Source organism: Aliivibrio thorii, assembly GCF_057368585.1.
Map to the genome: position 1 here is coordinate 2,996,352 of NZ_CM170654.1, position 18,235 is coordinate 3,014,586.

Genomic DNA, 18,235 nt, shown 5'->3' on the forward strand with positions numbered 1-18,235 from the left:
TCGCAATCAATAAGTGCTTTTGGCTCAAATTGACTCTATCAGATATATTACTGATAGTCGGCTTGGTTTTGTCCTCCACACCATCACTGGCTTTCACAGGCCTAGCCTTACTCACTACTACGGGTTCATCTGCCACCTCACATCGGCATTAGATCTTGAGTTTCTTCTTGAATCTAAGCCACTTACTGACAATTAAGTTTAGATGCCAGGCTTCCCCAGTTATTGCACTGACTCCCTGTTAGATATGCCACCCTCAAGCACAGAATTGGTCTGACTAAGTATTGGGCTTCGCGCTATTTTGGACGCTTACCCACCAATCCCGCCGAAACAGGTTACGGTTAGTTGTGTACATCTAACTTCCTATGGCTTCCTTCAGACCTCACCGTTAGCCAGTGACGCCCTTGCCATTCAGATTGTCTTCCCCTTAGTCGGGGTGACTCTGCTATCTTGCAAGCAGACGGGTTTGCCAGCTTTGCTGGGCAAACAAAAAAGGCTTGGTCATTAAACCAAGCCTTTTTAATTCAGATATTAATTCAATTAGAATTAACCGCCTACGGCAATTCGCTTCATATCACTCATATAGCTACGCAACTCCTCACCAATATACTCTACTGGGTGATTACGAATGGCTTCGTTAACAGCGATTAGCGTTGCATTATCAACTTGATTTGATGTTTCACCTAAACCTCGACCAATTACATTAGTCTCAACAGATGGCATAAACTTCTCACGAAGCAACGGTGTTGCTACATTAGCAAATAGGTAGTTGCCATACTCAGCAGTATCTGAAATTACGACATTCATTTCATATAAGCGCTTACGAGCTACTGTATTTGCAATTAATGGAAGCTCATGCAGTGATTCATAGTATGCAGACTCATCAACGATACCCGATGACGTCATTGCTTCAAACGCCAGCTCTACACCAGCACGAACCATTGCCACTAACAAAATACCATTATCAAAATATTCTTGTTCTGAGATTTCAACATCAGACTCAGGGTAGTTTTCAAAAGCTGTTTGCCCTGTTTCTTCACGCCAACCTAGAAGGTTAACATCATCATTTGCCCAATCCGCCATCATTGTACGAGAAAACTCACCTTGGATGATGTCATCCATATGTTTATTGTATAGAGGGCGCATTAAATCTTTAAGCTCTTCTGAAAGTTCAAAAGCTTTAACTTTAGCTGGATTAGACAAACGATCCATCATGTGAGTAACACCACCAAATTTAAGTGCTTCAGTGATAGTTTCCCAACCAAATTGTAATAGCTTACCGGCATAACCAGGTTTAATGCCATCAGCAATCATTTTTTCATAAGAAACAATTGAACCAGCTTGTAACATGCCGCATAAAATTGTTTGTTCACCCATTAAGTCAGATTTAACTTCAGCCACAAAAGAAGACTCAAGGCAACCAGCACGATGTCCGCCAGTACCAGCAGCCCATGCTTTTGCAATATCCCAACCTTCATCTTTTGGATCATTTTCAGGATGAACAGCTATCAAAGTCGGAACACCAAAGCCACGCTTATATTCTTCGCGAACTTCTGTACCTGGACACTTAGGAGCAACCATAACAACAGTGATGTCTTTACGAATCTGCATGCCTTCTTCAACAACATTAAAGCCATGAGAATAACCTAATGCCGCACCCTCTTTCATTAATGGCATTACTGTTTCAACAACATTCGTATGTTGTTTATCTGGGGTTAGGTTAACAACAAGGTCTGCTTGAGGAATTAATTCTTCATAGCTAGCAACTACAAACCCATTTTCTTTTGCATTTTTAAATGATTGACGTTGTTCATCAATAGCAGCCTGACGTAGTGCATATGCAACATCTAAACCTGAATCTCGCATATTAAGGCCCTGATTAAGCCCTTGAGCACCACAACCAACAATTACAACCTTCTTGCCTTTTAGATAATCAGCTTCGGTTGCAAATTCTTCTCGGTCCATGAAACGACAACGACCAAGTTGATCCAATTGCTCACGTAAATTCAGTGTATTAAAGTAGTTAGCCATGATAAAACTCCGTAAATATCATTTAATCCATTAGGATGATTCTGTGTATACAAAGATAATAACGAAAGATTAACATTGTAAAAAGTGATATATTAGCAATACATGATTGCAAAAATAACAACAATATGAATATAAAATTACTACAAACATTTTTACACCTTTGTGAGAGCCATAGTTTTACTTATACATCTAAAGCTATGCATTTAAGTCCTTCAGCATTAAGTAGGCAAATTCAGAAACTTGAAGAGGACATAGGACATCCCTTATTTATCAGAGACAATCGCAGTGTAGAATTAACTAGCGCAGCCAAACAATTAATACCAGTCGCAATGAATATATGCTCAGAATGGAATGGTTATAAAACACATTCAAATATTGTAAATAATGCTTTGAAAGGGCAGTTAAAACTATTTTGCTCCGTAACTGCTAGCTATAGTCACCTCCCTCAATTACTAAATGATTTTAAAGTTAATTATCCTCATATAGACATTAAGTTATCTACTGGAGATCCAGCACAAGCAATAGAAAAAATTGAAAGCTCAGATGCTGACATTGCTATATCTGCGATTCCTGAGAAGATTTCAAATAAATTAGCTTTTGAAATCATCAGTGAAATACCACTATCTGTAATTGCCCCTACAGGAAATAATCAATTTATTGGCGATATAAATAAAGAAAATACAAATTGGAATTCACTGCCTTTCATTCTTCCTGAATCTGGAACCGCTAGAAACAGAGCAAATCAATGGTTTAAAGAACAAAAAATCAAACCAACAATTTACGCTCAAGTTTCAGGACATGAAGCTATTGTCAGCATGGTGGCTTTAGGTTGTGGGATTGGAATTGCGCCAGATGTGGTTATTAATAACAGCCCTGTAAAAGACAAAATTCAACGCTTGAATACTACACCTATAGCACCATTTAAATTAGGGCTATGTTGTAAAAAATCAAAGCTTAATGACCCTGTAGTTCAAGCTTTATGGCAAATAGCAGAAAATACATTTATTTAGGTTTAGAAACAGAAAAAGGCTTCCCAATGGGAAGCCTTTTAAAATTTGAGCCTAGCGATGTCCTACTCTCACATGGGGAAACCCCACACTACCATCGGCGCTATTACGTTTCACTTCTGAGTTCGGCATGGGTTCAGGTGGGTCCATAACGCTATGGTCGCTAAGCAAAATCTGTCAGTAAATGGTGCTGATACCCAGACTCGAACTGGGGACCTCACCCTTACCAAGGGTGCGCTCTACCGGGCTGAGCTATATCAGCAATATCTATTTACTTATGTAATCGAAAAAAGCCATCCGTTAAGATGGCTTTTTAAAATTCAAGCCTGGCGATGTCCTACTCTCACATGGGGAAACCCCACACTACCATCGGCGCTATTACGTTTCACTTCTGAGTTCAGCATGGGATCAGGTGGGTCCATAACGCTATGGTCGCCAAGCAAATTCTTTCTATCTACCTCAATAAGAGATAAATAATAATCTGGAAAGCTGTTTCTCTATATAAAGAGCTGTTCTTAATCACATTCAATCTGTTTCTTGTTACTTCAAATCCGTTCAAAACCCCTTGGGTGTTGTATGGTTAAGCCTCACGGGCAATTAGTACAGGTTAGCTCAATGCCTCGCAGCACTTACACACCCTGCCTATCTACGTCGTAGTCTCCAACAACCCTTTAGGATACGTAAAGTATCAGGGATGACTCATCTCAAGGCTCGCTTCACGCTTAGATGCTTTCAGCGTTTATCGATCCCGAACTTAGCTACCGGGCAATGCTACTGGCGTAACAACCCGAACACCAGAGGTTCGTCCACTCCGGTCCTCTCGTACTAGGAGCAGCCCCTTTCAATCATCCAACGCCCACGGCAGATAGGGACCGAACTGTCTCACGACGTTCTAAACCCAGCTCGCGTACCACTTTAAATGGCGAACAGCCATACCCTTGGGACCGACTTCAGCCCCAGGATGTGATGAGCCGACATCGAGGTGCCAAACACCGCCGTCGATATGAACTCTTGGGCGGTATCAGCCTGTTATCCCCGGAGTACCTTTTATCCGTTGAGCGATGGCCCTTCCATTCAGAACCACCGGATCACTATGACCTGCTTTCGCACCTGCTCGAATTGTCATTCTCGCAGTCAAGCGGGCTTATGCCATTGCACTAACCACACGATGTCCAACCGTGTTTAGCCCACCTTCGTGCTCCTCCGTTACTCTTTGGGAGGAGACCGCCCCAGTCAAACTACCCACCAGGCACTGTCCGCAACCCCGATAAGGGGCCAACGTTAGAACATCAAGCATACAAGGGTGGTATTTCAAGATTGCCTCCACCAATACTAGCGTACTGGTTTCAAAGGCTCCCACCTATCCTACACATGTAGGGTCAATGTTCAGTGCCAAGCTGTAGTAAAGGTTCACGGGGTCTTTCCGTCTAGCCGCGGGTACACTGCATCTTCACAGCGATTTCAATTTCACTGAGTCTCGGGTGGAGACAGCGTGGCCATCATTACGCCATTCGTGCAGGTCGGAACTTACCCGACAAGGAATTTCGCTACCTTAGGACCGTTATAGTTACGGCCGCCGTTTACTTGGGCTTCGATCAAGAGCTTCGACCGAAGTCTAACCCCATCAATTAACCTTCAAGCACCGGGCAGGCGTCACACCGTATACGTCATCTTACGATTTAGCACAGTGCTATGTTTTTAATAAACAGTTGCAGCCACCTGGTATCTGCGACTCCCGGCAGCTTAGAGAGCAAGTCTCATCACCGCTAGGAGCGTACCTTCTCCCGAAGTTACGGTACCATTTTGCCTAGTTCCTTCACCCGAGTTCTCTCAAGCGCCTTAGTATTCTCTACTCGACCACCTGTGTCGGTTTGGGGTACGATTCCTTACAATCTGAAGCTTAGAGGCTTTTCCTGGAAGCATGGCATCAATGGCTTCACTACCGTAGTAGCTCGACATCGTGTCTCAGCCTAGTGTATTCCCGGATTTGCCTAAGAATACAGCCTACACACTTGAACTTGGACGACCGTCGCCAAGCCCACCTAGCCTTCTCCGTCCCCCCATCGCAATTATAAGAAGTACGGGAATATTAACCCGTTTCCCATCGACTACGCTTTTCAGCCTCGCCTTAGGGGTCGACTTACCCTGCCCCGATTAACGTTGGACAGGAACCCTTGGTCTTCCGGCGAGGGGGTTTTTCACCCCCTTTATCGTTACTCATGTCAGCATTCGCACTTCTGATACCTCCAGCAGCCCTTACAGACCACCTTCAACGGCTTACAGAACGCTCCCCTACCCAGCACAATAAATTGCACTGCCGCAGCTTCGGTGTATAGTTTAGCCCCGTTACATCTTCCGCGCAGGCCGACTCGACCAGTGAGCTATTACGCTTTCTTTAAATGATGGCTGCTTCTAAGCCAACATCCTGGCTGTCTGAGCCTTCCCACATCGTTTCCCACTTAACTATAACTTTGGGACCTTAGCTGGCGGTCTGGGTTGTTTCCCTCTCCACGACGGACGTTAGCACCCGCCGTGTGTCTCCCGGATAGTACTTACTGGTATTCGGAGTTTGCAAAGGGTTGGTAAGTCGGGATGACCCCCTAGCCTTAACAGTGCTCTACCCCCAGTAGTATTCGTCCGAGGCTCTACCTAAATAGATTTCGGGGAGAACCAGCTATCTCCAGGTTTGATTGGCCTTTCACCCCTAGCCACAAGTCATCCGCTAATTTTTCAACATTAGTCGGTTCGGTCCTCCAATTGATGTTACTCAATCTTCAACCTGCCCATGGCTAGATCACCTGGTTTCGGGTCTATATCCAGAGACTGAACGCCCAGTTAAGACTCGGTTTCCCTACGGCTCCCCTAAACGGTTAACCTTGCCACTGAATATAAGTCGCTGACCCATTATACAAAAGGTACGCAGTCACACCACGAAGGTGCTCCTACTGCTTGTACGTACACGGTTTCAGGTTCTATTTCACTCCCCTCACAGGGGTTCTTTTCGCCTTTCCCTCACGGTACTGGTTCACTATCGGTCAGTCAGTAGTATTTAGCCTTGGAGGATGGTCCCCCCATATTCAGACAGGATATCACGTGTCCCGCCTTACTCGTTTTCACTGATGATGAGATGTCGGTTACGGGGCTATCACCCTGTATCGCGGCACTTTCCAGAGCCTTCACCTGTCTCATTAAAAGCTTAAGGGCTAACCCAATTTCGCTCGCCGCTACTTTCGGGATCTCGGTTGATTTCTCTTCCTCGGGGTACTTAGATGTTTCAGTTCTCCCGGTTTGCCTCACTACACTATGTATTCATGTAGTGATACTAGCTTATGCTAGTGGGTTTCCCCATTCAGAAATCGTAGACTCAAATGGTTTTTACTACCTAATCTACGCTTATCGCAAGTTAATACGTCTTTCATCGCCTCTGACTGCCAAGGCATCCACCGTGTACGCTTAGTCACTTAACCATACAACCCCAAGAGGTTTCGTATGGCATAAACAACCAAGGTTGAACTCGTCATTGCGAGTTCTGGTTTTTCGCCGGATTCAAAATACAAGAACACTTGAATGTGTTTTTAGTTTGTTTATCTAAAGATAAACAAAAGATATTAAGAACTTTTAAATTTTGATTTATCTAACTCGTAAGTCAGTTAAATCAGTCAGCTTTCCAAATTGTTAAAGAGCAATGTTTCTTTCGAAACCATTTTTAAAGACTCTCAAAGAGAATACTTAAAGATGGTGGGCGATACCGGGCTCGAACCAGTGACCCCCTCCTTGTAAGGGAGGTGCTCTCCCAACTGAGCTAATCGCCCACGAAAGTTTTAATTCCTTCGTGAGAAAGAATGGTGGGTCGTGCAGGATTCGAACCTGCGACCAATTGATTAAAAGTCAACTGCTCTACCAACTGAGCTAACGACCCAATGGTATCCCGTAGGGGAGTCGAACCCCTGTTACCGCCGTGAAAGGGCGGTGTCCTAGGCCTCTAGACGAACGGGACACTGGATATTTGAAGGTGTTGGGCACCTTCTATTGCTTCTTTACGTTTTTAACCTAATCAATCTGTGTGAACACTCATAAATTGCAATCTATCGTTTAAGGAGGTGATCCAGCCCCAGGTTCCCCTAGGGCTACCTTGTTACGACTTCACCCCAGTCATGAACCACAAAGTGGTGAGCGTCCTCCCGAAGGTTAAACTACCCACTTCTTTTGCAGCCCACTCCCATGGTGTGACGGGCGGTGTGTACAAGGCCCGGGAACGTATTCACCGTGACATTCTGATTCACGATTACTAGCGATTCCGACTTCACGGAGTCGAGTTGCAGACTCCGATCCGGACTACGACGCACTTTTTGGGATTCGCTCACTATCGCTAGCTTGCAGCCCTCTGTATGCGCCATTGTAGCACGTGTGTAGCCCTACTCGTAAGGGCCATGATGACTTGACGTCGTCCCCACCTTCCTCCGGTTTATCACCGGCAGTCTCCCTGGAGTTCCCACCATTACGTGCTGGCAAACAAGGATAAGGGTTGCGCTCGTTGCGGGACTTAACCCAACATTTCACAACACGAGCTGACGACAGCCATGCAGCACCTGTCTCAGAGCTCCCGAAGGCACTAAGCTATCTCTAGCGAATTCTCTGGATGTCAAGAGTAGGTAAGGTTCTTCGCGTTGCATCGAATTAAACCACATGCTCCACCGCTTGTGCGGGCCCCCGTCAATTCATTTGAGTTTTAATCTTGCGACCGTACTCCCCAGGCGGTCTACTTAACGCGTTAGCTCCGAAAGCCACGGCTCAAGGCCACAACCTCCAAGTAGACATCGTTTACGGCGTGGACTACCAGGGTATCTAATCCTGTTTGCTCCCCACGCTTTCGCATCTGAGTGTCAGTGTCTGTCCAGGGGGCCGCCTTCGCCACTGGTATTCCTTCAGATCTCTACGCATTTCACCGCTACACCTGAAATTCTACCCCCCTCTACAGCACTCTAGTTCACCAGTTTCAAATGCGGTTCCGAGGTTGAGCCCCGGGCTTTCACATCTGACTTAATGAACCACCTGCATGCGCTTTACGCCCAGTAATTCCGATTAACGCTCGCACCCTCCGTATTACCGCGGCTGCTGGCACGGAGTTAGCCGGTGCTTCTTCTGTCGCTAACGTCAAGATGTGCAGCTATTAACTACACACCCTTCCTCACGACTGAAAGTACTTTACAACCCGAAGGCCTTCTTCATACACGCGGCATGGCTGCATCAGGCTTTCGCCCATTGTGCAATATTCCCCACTGCTGCCTCCCGTAGGAGTCTGGACCGTGTCTCAGTTCCAGTGTGGCTGATCATCCTCTCAGACCAGCTAGAGATCGTCGCCTTGGTGAGCTCTTACCTCACCAACAAGCTAATCTCACCTGGGCTAATCTTAGCGCGAGAGGTCCGAAGATCCCCCTCTTTGGTCCGAAGACATTATGCGGTATTAGCTATCGTTTCCAATAGTTATCCCCCACACTAAGGCATATTCCCAGGCATTACTCACCCGTCCGCCGCTCGTCAGCGAATTAGCAAGCTAATTCCTGTTACCGCTCGACTTGCATGTGTTAGGCCTGCCGCCAGCGTTCAATCTGAGCCATGATCAAACTCTTCAATTAAAGTTTTTTGGTTTGTTTCAGCAGAAACAAAACCGGCTCAATGATTAATACTGATTGTTACATAAAAGTAATTTTGTGTAGTCACTCAGTTCATTGATTATTTTGTTCGTCTTACTTCGAGAAGTAAGAGCAAACTAGTGATTATCAACTCACAAGTGCCCACACAGATTGATTTGGTTAAATTGTTAAAGAGCGTTGTCTTTCAACCACTTAGCGCTTCAGCTTCGTCGTTTCAGGCTGCGTATATTACGCTTTCTGATTTGAAAGTCAAGATAATATTTTCAACTTTTTCATTTATTTATGAAAGACTTAAAAACGTTATGTTGACTTGGCTCACAGTGACAATCTGAGAGCGAAATAAAAGCCCGTTCTATTGAACGGGCACTTATTCAAATTCAAGCCTGGCGATGTCCTACTCTCACATGGGGAAACCCCACACTACCATCGGCGCTATTACGTTTCACTTCTGAGTTCGGCATGGGATCAGGTGGGTCCATAACGCTATGGTCGCCAAGCAAATTCTTTCTATCTACCTCAATAAGAGATAAATAATAATCTGGAAAGCTGTTTCTCTATATAAAGAGCTGTTCTTAATCACATTCAATCTGTTTCTTGTTACTTCAAATCCGTTCAAAACCCCTTGGGTGTTGTATGGTTAAGCCTCACGGGCAATTAGTACAGGTTAGCTCAATGCCTCGCAGCACTTACACACCCTGCCTATCTACGTCGTAGTCTCCAACAACCCTTTAGGATACGTAAAGTATCAGGGATGACTCATCTCAAGGCTCGCTTCACGCTTAGATGCTTTCAGCGTTTATCGATCCCGAACTTAGCTACCGGGCAATGCTACTGGCGTAACAACCCGAACACCAGAGGTTCGTCCACTCCGGTCCTCTCGTACTAGGAGCAGCCCCTTTCAATCATCCAACGCCCACGGCAGATAGGGACCGAACTGTCTCACGACGTTCTAAACCCAGCTCGCGTACCACTTTAAATGGCGAACAGCCATACCCTTGGGACCGACTTCAGCCCCAGGATGTGATGAGCCGACATCGAGGTGCCAAACACCGCCGTCGATATGAACTCTTGGGCGGTATCAGCCTGTTATCCCCGGAGTACCTTTTATCCGTTGAGCGATGGCCCTTCCATTCAGAACCACCGGATCACTATGACCTGCTTTCGCACCTGCTCGAATTGTCATTCTCGCAGTCAAGCGGGCTTATGCCATTGCACTAACCACACGATGTCCAACCGTGTTTAGCCCACCTTCGTGCTCCTCCGTTACTCTTTGGGAGGAGACCGCCCCAGTCAAACTACCCACCAGGCACTGTCCGCAACCCCGATAAGGGGCTAACGTTAGAACATCAAGCATACAAGGGTGGTATTTCAAGATTGCCTCCACCAATACTAGCGTACTGGTTTCAAAGGCTCCCACCTATCCTACACATGTAGGGTCAATGTTCAGTGCCAAGCTGTAGTAAAGGTTCACGGGGTCTTTCCGTCTAGCCGCGGGTACACTGCATCTTCACAGCGATTTCAATTTCACTGAGTCTCGGGTGGAGACAGCGTGGCCATCATTACGCCATTCGTGCAGGTCGGAACTTACCCGACAAGGAATTTCGCTACCTTAGGACCGTTATAGTTACGGCCGCCGTTTACTTGGGCTTCGATCAAGAGCTTCGACCGAAGTCTAACCCCATCAATTAACCTTCAAGCACCGGGCAGGCGTCACACCGTATACGTCATCTTACGATTTAGCACAGTGCTATGTTTTTAATAAACAGTTGCAGCCACCTGGTATCTGCGACTCCCGGCAGCTTAGAGAGCAAGTCTCATCACCGCTAGGAGCGTACCTTCTCCCGAAGTTACGGTACCATTTTGCCTAGTTCCTTCACCCGAGTTCTCTCAAGCGCCTTAGTATTCTCTACTCGACCACCTGTGTCGGTTTGGGGTACGATTTCTTATAATCTGAAGCTTAGAGGCTTTTCCTGGAAGCATGGCATCAATGGCTTCACTACCGTAGTAGCTCGACATCGTGTCTCAGCCTAACAAGAGTCCGGATTTACCTAAACTCTTAGCCTACGCACTTGAACTTGGACGACCGTCGCCAAGCCCACCTAGCCTTCTCCGTCCCCCCATCGCAATTATAAGAAGTACGGGAATATTAACCCGTTTCCCATCGACTACGCTTTTCAGCCTCGCCTTAGGGGTCGACTTACCCTGCCCCGATTAACGTTGGACAGGAACCCTTGGTCTTCCGGCGAGGGGGTTTTTCACCCCCTTTATCGTTACTCATGTCAGCATTCGCACTTCTGATACCTCCAGCATGCCTTACAGCACACCTTCGACGGCTTACAGAACGCTCCCCTACCCAACACAATAAATTGCATTGCCGCAGCTTCGGTGTATAGCTTAGCCCCGTTACATCTTCCGCGCAGGCCGACTCGACCAGTGAGCTATTACGCTTTCTTTAAATGATGGCTGCTTCTAAGCCAACATCCTGGCTGTCTGAGCCTTCCCACATCGTTTCCCACTTAGCTATAACTTTGGGACCTTAGCTGGCGGTCTGGGTTGTTTCCCTCTCCACGACGGACGTTAGCACCCGCCGTGTGTCTCCCGGATAGTACTTACTGGTATTCGGAGTTTGCAAAGGGTTGGTAAGTCGGGATGACCCCCTAGCCTTAACAGTGCTCTACCCCCAGTAGTATTCGTCCGAGGCTCTACCTAAATAGATTTCGGGGAGAACCAGCTATCTCCAAGTTTGATTGGCCTTTCACCCCTAGCCACAAGTCATCCGCTAATTTTTCAACATTAGTCGGTTCGGTCCTCCAGTTGATGTTACTCAACCTTCAACCTGCCCATGGCTAGATCACTTGGTTTCGGGTCTATATCCAGAGACTGAACGCCCAGTTAAGACTCGGTTTCCCTACGGCTCCCCTAAACGGTTAACCTTGCCACTGAATATAAGTCGCTGACCCATTATACAAAAGGTACGCAGTCACATAACAAGTATGCTCCTACTGCTTGTACGTACACGGTTTCAGGTTCTATTTCACTCCCCTCACAGGGGTTCTTTTCGCCTTTCCCTCACGGTACTGGTTCACTATCGGTCAGTCAGTAGTATTTAGCCTTGGAGGATGGTCCCCCCATATTCAGACAGGATATCACGTGTCCCGCCTTACTCGTTTTCACTGATGATGAGATGTCGGTTACAGGGCTATCACCTTGTATCGCGGCACTTTCCAGAGCCTTCACCTGTCTCATTAAAAGCTTAAGGGCTAACCCAATTTCGCTCGCCGCTACTTTCGGGATCTCGGTTGATTTCTCTTCCTCGGGGTACTTAGATGTTTCAGTTCTCCCGGTTTGCCTCGCTGCGCTATGTATTCACGCAGCGATACTAGCTTATGCTAGTGGGTTTCCCCATTCAGAAATCGTAGACTCAAATGGTTTTTACTACCTAATCTACGCTTATCGCAAGTTAATACGTCTTTCATCGCCTCTGACTGCCAAGGCATCCACCGTGTACGCTTAGTCACTTAACCATACAACCCCAAGAGGTTTCGTATGGACCATTTGCTTTCACTTTTAAAAAGTGAAGACAAAACAGCAACCAAGGTTGAACTCGTCATTGCGAGTTCTGGTTTTTCGCCGGATTCAAAATACAAGAACACTTGAATGTGTTTTTAGTTTGTTTATCTAAAGATAAACAAAAGATATTAAGAAATTTTAAATTTTGATTTATCTAACTCGTAAGTCAGTTAAATCAGTCAGCTTTCCAAATTGTTAAAGAGCAATGTTTCTTTCGAAACCATTTTTAAAGACTCTCAAAGAGAATACTTAAAGATGGTGGAGCTATGCGGGATCGAACCGCAGACCTCCTGCGTGCAAGGCAGGCGCTCTCCCAGCTGAGCTATAGCCCCAAAATATAATGTTATCACCAATACTTACTGGAAAAGTATTGGTGGGTCTGAGTGGATTTGAACCACCGACCTCACCCTTATCAGGGGTGCGCTCTAACCAACTGAGCTACAGACCCAACATTATGTCTCTTTTATTTTTTAACCTAATCAATCTGTGTGAACACTCATAAATTGCAATCTATCGTTTAAGGAGGTGATCCAGCCCCAGGTTCCCCTAGGGCTACCTTGTTACGACTTCACCCCAGTCATGAACCACAAAGTGGTGAGCGTCCTCCCGAAGGTTAAACTACCCACTTCTTTTGCAGCCCACTCCCATGGTGTGACGGGCGGTGTGTACAAGGCCCGGGAACGTATTCACCGTGACATTCTGATTCACGATTACTAGCGATTCCGACTTCACGGAGTCGAGTTGCAGACTCCGATCCGGACTACGACGCACTTTTTGGGATTCGCTCACTATCGCTAGCTTGCAGCCCTCTGTATGCGCCATTGTAGCACGTGTGTAGCCCTACTCGTAAGGGCCATGATGACTTGACGTCGTCCCCACCTTCCTCCGGTTTATCACCGGCAGTCTCCCTGGAGTTCCCACCATTACGTGCTGGCAAACAAGGATAAGGGTTGCGCTCGTTGCGGGACTTAACCCAACATTTCACAACACGAGCTGACGACAGCCATGCAGCACCTGTCTCAGAGCTCCCGAAGGCACTAAGCTATCTCTAGCGAATTCTCTGGATGTCAAGAGTAGGTAAGGTTCTTCGCGTTGCATCGAATTAAACCACATGCTCCACCGCTTGTGCGGGCCCCCGTCAATTCATTTGAGTTTTAATCTTGCGACCGTACTCCCCAGGCGGTCTACTTAACGCGTTAGCTCCGAAAGCCACGGCTCAAGGCCACAACCTCCAAGTAGACATCGTTTACGGCGTGGACTACCAGGGTATCTAATCCTGTTTGCTCCCCACGCTTTCGCATCTGAGTGTCAGTGTCTGTCCAGGGGGCCGCCTTCGCCACTGGTATTCCTTCAGATCTCTACGCATTTCACCGCTACACCTGAAATTCTACCCCCCTCTACAGCACTCTAGTTCACCAGTTTCAAATGCGGTTCCGAGGTTGAGCCCCGGGCTTTCACATCTGACTTAATGAACCACCTGCATGCGCTTTACGCCCAGTAATTCCGATTAACGCTCGCACCCTCCGTATTACCGCGGCTGCTGGCACGGAGTTAGCCGGTGCTTCTTCTGTCGCTAACGTCAAGATGTGCAGCTATTAACTACACACCCTTCCTCACGACTGAAAGTACTTTACAACCCGAAGGCCTTCTTCATACACGCGGCATGGCTGCATCAGGCTTTCGCCCATTGTGCAATATTCCCCACTGCTGCCTCCCGTAGGAGTCTGGACCGTGTCTCAGTTCCAGTGTGGCTGATCATCCTCTCAGACCAGCTAGAGATCGTCGCCTTGGTGAGCTCTTACCCCACCAACTAGCTAATCTCACCTGGGCTAATCTTGACGCGAGAGGTCCGAAGATCCCCCTCTTTGGTCCGAAGACATTATGCGGTATTAGCTATCGTTTCCAATAGTTATCCCCCACATCAAGGCATATTCCCAGGCATTACTCACCCGTCCGCCGCTCGTCAGCAAATTAGCAAGCTAATTTCTGTTACCGCTCGACTTGCATGTGTTAGGCCTGCCGCCAGCGTTCAATCTGAGCCATGATCAAACTCTTCAATTAAAGTTTTTTGGTTGCTCTGTCTTTTCTATAAAGAGAAGCAGAAACAAAACCGACTCAATGATTAATACTGATTGTTACATAAAAGTAATTTTGTGTAGTCACTCAGTTCATTGATTATTTTGTTTGAATTCACTTCGAAAAGTAAAAGCAAACTAGTGATTATCAACTCACAAGTGCCCACACAGATTGATTTGGTTAAATTGTTAAAGAGCTTGTCTTTCAACCACTTAGCGTTACCGCTTCGTCGCTTCAGGCTGCGTATAATACGCTTTCTGATTTGAAAGTCAAGATAATATTTTCAACTTTTTCATTTATTTATGAAAGACTTAAAAACGTTATGTTGACTTGGCTCACAGTGACAAACTGGGAGCGAAATAAAAGCCCGTTCTATTGAACGGGCACTTATTCAAATTCAAGCCTGGCGATGTCCTACTCTCACATGGGGAAACCCCACACTACCATCGGCGCTATTACGTTTCACTTCTGAGTTCGGCATGGGATCAGGTGGGTCCATAACGCTATGGTCGCCAAGCAAATTCTTTCTATCTACCTCAATAAGAGATAAATAATAATCTGGAAAGCTGTGTATGCGTTCTTAATCACATTCAATACGTTTCTTGCAACTTCAAATCCGTTCAAAACCCCTTGGGTGTTGTATGGTTAAGCCTCACGGGCAATTAGTACAGGTTAGCTCAATGCCTCGCAGCACTTACACACCCTGCCTATCAACGTCGTAGTCTTCAACAACCCTTTAGGATACTTAAAGTATCAGGGATGACTCATCTCAAGGCTCGCTTCACGCTTAGATGCTTTCAGCGTTTATCGATCCCGAACTTAGCTACCGGGCAATGCTACTGGCGTAACAACCCGAACACCAGAGGTTCGTCCACTCCGGTCCTCTCGTACTAGGAGCAGCCCCTTTCAATCATCCAACGCCCACGGCAGATAGGGACCGAACTGTCTCACGACGTTCTAAACCCAGCTCGCGTACCACTTTAAATGGCGAACAGCCATACCCTTGGGACCGACTTCAGCCCCAGGATGTGATGAGCCGACATCGAGGTGCCAAACACCGCCGTCGATATGAACTCTTGGGCGGTATCAGCCTGTTATCCCCGGAGTACCTTTTATCCGTTGAGCGATGGCCCTTCCATTCAGAACCACCGGATCACTATGACCTGCTTTCGCACCTGCTCGAATTGTCATTCTCGCAGTCAAGCGGGCTTATGCCATTGCACTAACCACACGATGTCCAACCGTGTTTAGCCCACCTTCGTGCTCCTCCGTTACTCTTTGGGAGGAGACCGCCCCAGTCAAACTACCCACCAGGCACTGTCCGCAACCCCGATAAGGGGCCAACGTTAGAACATCAAGCATACAAGGGTGGTATTTCAAGATTGCCTCCACCAATACTAGCGTACTGGTTTCAAAGGCTCCCACCTATCCTACACATGTAGGGTCAATGTTCAGTGCCAAGCTGTAGTAAAGGTTCACGGGGTCTTTCCGTCTAGCCGCGGGTACACTGCATCTTCACAGCGATTTCAATTTCACTGAGTCTCGGGTGGAGACAGCGTGGCCATCATTACGCCATTCGTGCAGGTCGGAACTTACCCGACAAGGAATTTCGCTACCTTAGGACCGTTATAGTTACGGCCGCCGTTTACTTGGGCTTCGATCAAGAGCTTCGACCGAAGTCTAACCCCATCAATTAACCTTCAAGCACCGGGCAGGCGTCACACCGTATACGTCATCTTACGATTTAGCACAGTGCTATGTTTTTAATAAACAGTTGCAGCCACCTGGTATCTGCGACTCCCGGCAGCTTAGAGAGCAAGTCTCATCACCGCTAGGAGCGTACCTTCTCCCGAAGTTACGGTACCATTTTGCCTAGTTCCTTCACCCGAGTTCTCTCAAGCGCCTTAGTATTCTCTACTCGACCACCTGTGTCGGTTTGGGGTACGATTCCTTATAATCTGAAGCTTAGAGGCTTTTCCTGGAAGTATGGCATCAATAGCTTCACATCCGTAGATGCTCGACATCGTGTCTCAGCCTAACAAGAGTCCGGATTTACCTAAACTCTTAGCCTACGCACTTGAACTTGGACGACCGTCGCCAAGCCTACCTAGCCTTCTCCGTCCCCCCATCGCAATTATAAGAAGTACGGGAATATTAACCCGTTTCCCATCGACTACGCTTTTCAGCCTCGCCTTAGGGGTCGACTTACCCTGCCCCGATTAACGTTGGACAGGAACCCTTGGTCTTCCGGCGAGGGGGTTTTTCACCCCCTTTATCGTTACTCATGTCAGCATTCGCACTTCTGATACCTCCAGCAGCCCTTACAGACCACCTTCAACGGCTTACAGAACGCTCCCCTACCCAGCACAATAAATTGCACTGCCGCAGCTTCGGTGTATAGTTTAGCCCCGTTACATCTTCCGCGCAGGCCGACTCGACCAGTGAGCTATTACGCTTTCTTTAAATGATGGCTGCTTCTAAGCCAACATCCTGGCTGTCTGAGCCTTCCCACATCGTTTCCCACTTAACTATAACTTTGGGACCTTAGCTGGCGGTCTGGGTTGTTTCCCTCTCCACGACGGACGTTAGCACCCGCCGTGTGTCTCCCGGATAGTACTTACTGGTATTCGGAGTTTGCAAAGGGTTGGTAAGTCGGGATGACCCCCTAGCCTTAACAGTGCTCTACCCCCAGTAGTATTCGTCCGAGGCTCTACCTAAATAGATTTCGGGGAGAACCAGCTATCTCCAGGTTTGATTGGCCTTTCACCCCTAGCCACAAGTCATCCGCTAATTTTTCAACATTAGTCGGTTCGGTCCTCCAATTGATGTTACTCAATCTTCAACCTGCCCATGGCTAGATCACCTGGTTTCGGGTCTATATCCAGAGACTGAACGCCCAGTTAAGACTCGGTTTCCCTACGGCTCCCCTAAACGGTTAACCTTGCCACTGAATATAAGTCGCTGACCCATTATACAAAAGGTACGCAGTCACACCACGAAGGTGCTCCTACTGCTTGTACGTACACGGTTTCAGGTTCTATTTCACTCCCCTCACAGGGGTTCTTTTCGCCTTTCCCTCACGGTACTGGTTCACTATCGGTCAGTCAGTAGTATTTAGCCTTGGAGGATGGTCCCCCCATATTCAGACAGGATATCACGTGTCCCGCCTTACTCGTTTTCACTGATGATGAGATGTCGGTTACGGGGCTATCACCCTGTATCGCGGCACTTTCCAGAGCCTTCACCTGTCTCATTAAAAGCTTAAGGGCTAACCCAATTTCGCTCGCCGCTACTTTCGGGATCTCGGTTGATTTCTCTTCCTCGGGGTACTTAGATGTTTCAGTTCTCCCGGTTTGCCTCACTACACTATGTATTCATGTAGTGATACTAGCTTATGCTAGTGGGTTTCCCCATTCAGAAATCGTAGACTCAAATGGTTTTTACTACCTAATCTACGCTTATCGCAAGTTAATACGTCTTTCATCGCCTCTGACTGCCAAGGCATCCACCGTGTACGCTTAGTCACTTAACCATACAACCCCAAGAGGTTTCGTATGGCATAAACAACCAAGGTTGAACTCGTCATTGCGAGTTCTGGTTTTTCGCCGGATTCAAAATACAAGAACACTTGAATGTGTTTTTAGTTTGTTTATCTAAGATAAACAAAAGATATTAAGAACTTTTAAATTTTGATTTAGATAACTCGTAAGTTATTTAAATCAGTCAGCTTTCCAAATTGTTAAAGAGCAATATTTCTTTCGAAACCATTTTTAAAGACTCTCAAAGAGAATACTTAAAGATGGTGGGCGATACCGGGCTCGAACCAGTGACCCCCTCCTTGTAAGGGAGGTGCTCTCCCAACTGAGCTAATCGCCCACGAAAGTTTTAATTCCTTCGTGA

At 46.9% G+C, this 18,235-nt stretch carries 2 protein-coding genes, 7 tRNA genes and 9 rRNA genes; 1 reads left to right on the forward strand and 17 read right to left on the reverse strand.

The window, feature by feature from the left end:
- Nucleotides 1–543: 543 nt before the first annotated feature.
- Nucleotides 544–2,028, reverse strand: a complete 1,485-nt coding sequence (ilvC, locus tag AC2IP4_RS13855) for a ketol-acid reductoisomerase (protein WP_375321431.1) — start codon at nucleotides 2,026–2,028, stop codon at nucleotides 544–546.
- Between the two features lie 125 nt (nucleotides 2,029–2,153).
- On the opposite strand from ilvC, the gene ilvY reads away from it, so the two are divergent.
- Nucleotides 2,154–3,038, forward strand: coding sequence for an HTH-type transcriptional activator IlvY (gene ilvY, locus AC2IP4_RS13860; protein ID WP_375321432.1), 885 nt, complete (start codon nucleotides 2,154–2,156; stop codon nucleotides 3,036–3,038).
- Nucleotides 3,039–3,087: 49 nt separating this feature from the next.
- Here ilvY and rrf (AC2IP4_RS13865) read toward each other — a convergent pair.
- The 16 genes from rrf (AC2IP4_RS13865) to AC2IP4_RS13940 form a co-directional block, all read right to left on the reverse strand.
- A 5S ribosomal RNA gene (rrf, locus tag AC2IP4_RS13865) occupies nucleotides 3,088–3,203 on the reverse strand.
- A 17-nt stretch (nucleotides 3,204–3,220) separates the two neighbouring features.
- Nucleotides 3,221–3,297 (reverse strand) — tRNA-Thr (locus AC2IP4_RS13870).
- A gap of 62 nt (nucleotides 3,298–3,359) precedes the next feature.
- A 5S ribosomal RNA gene (gene rrf, locus AC2IP4_RS13875) occupies nucleotides 3,360–3,475 on the reverse strand.
- A gap of 136 nt (nucleotides 3,476–3,611) precedes the next feature.
- A 23S ribosomal RNA gene (locus AC2IP4_RS13880) occupies nucleotides 3,612–6,502 on the reverse strand.
- Between the two features lie 269 nt (nucleotides 6,503–6,771).
- Nucleotides 6,772–6,847: transfer RNA gene (locus AC2IP4_RS13885), tRNA-Val, on the reverse strand.
- Nucleotides 6,848–6,878: 31 nt separating this feature from the next.
- A tRNA-Lys gene (locus tag AC2IP4_RS13890) sits at nucleotides 6,879–6,954 on the reverse strand.
- 2 nt (nucleotides 6,955–6,956) lie between these two features.
- Nucleotides 6,957–7,032, reverse strand: a tRNA-Glu gene (locus tag AC2IP4_RS13895).
- A 96-nt stretch (nucleotides 7,033–7,128) separates the two neighbouring features.
- A 16S ribosomal RNA gene (locus AC2IP4_RS13900) occupies nucleotides 7,129–8,671 on the reverse strand.
- Between the two features lie 399 nt (nucleotides 8,672–9,070).
- Nucleotides 9,071–9,186, reverse strand: a 5S ribosomal RNA gene (gene rrf / locus AC2IP4_RS13905).
- A gap of 136 nt (nucleotides 9,187–9,322) precedes the next feature.
- Nucleotides 9,323–12,213: ribosomal RNA gene (locus tag AC2IP4_RS13910) — 23S ribosomal RNA — on the reverse strand.
- Between the two features lie 302 nt (nucleotides 12,214–12,515).
- Nucleotides 12,516–12,591, reverse strand: a tRNA-Ala gene (locus AC2IP4_RS13915).
- A 39-nt stretch (nucleotides 12,592–12,630) separates the two neighbouring features.
- A tRNA-Ile gene (locus tag AC2IP4_RS13920) sits at nucleotides 12,631–12,707 on the reverse strand.
- Nucleotides 12,708–12,777: 70 nt separating this feature from the next.
- A 16S ribosomal RNA gene (locus AC2IP4_RS13925) occupies nucleotides 12,778–14,320 on the reverse strand.
- Between the two features lie 416 nt (nucleotides 14,321–14,736).
- Nucleotides 14,737–14,852: ribosomal RNA gene (gene rrf / locus AC2IP4_RS13930) — 5S ribosomal RNA — on the reverse strand.
- A gap of 124 nt (nucleotides 14,853–14,976) precedes the next feature.
- Nucleotides 14,977–17,867: ribosomal RNA gene (locus AC2IP4_RS13935) — 23S ribosomal RNA — on the reverse strand.
- The 16S, 23S and 5S rRNA genes sit together here with 7 tRNA genes alongside, the layout of an rRNA operon.
- 268 nt (nucleotides 17,868–18,135) lie before the next feature.
- Nucleotides 18,136–18,211, reverse strand: a tRNA-Val gene (locus AC2IP4_RS13940).
- Nucleotides 18,212–18,235: the final 24 nt, after the last annotated feature.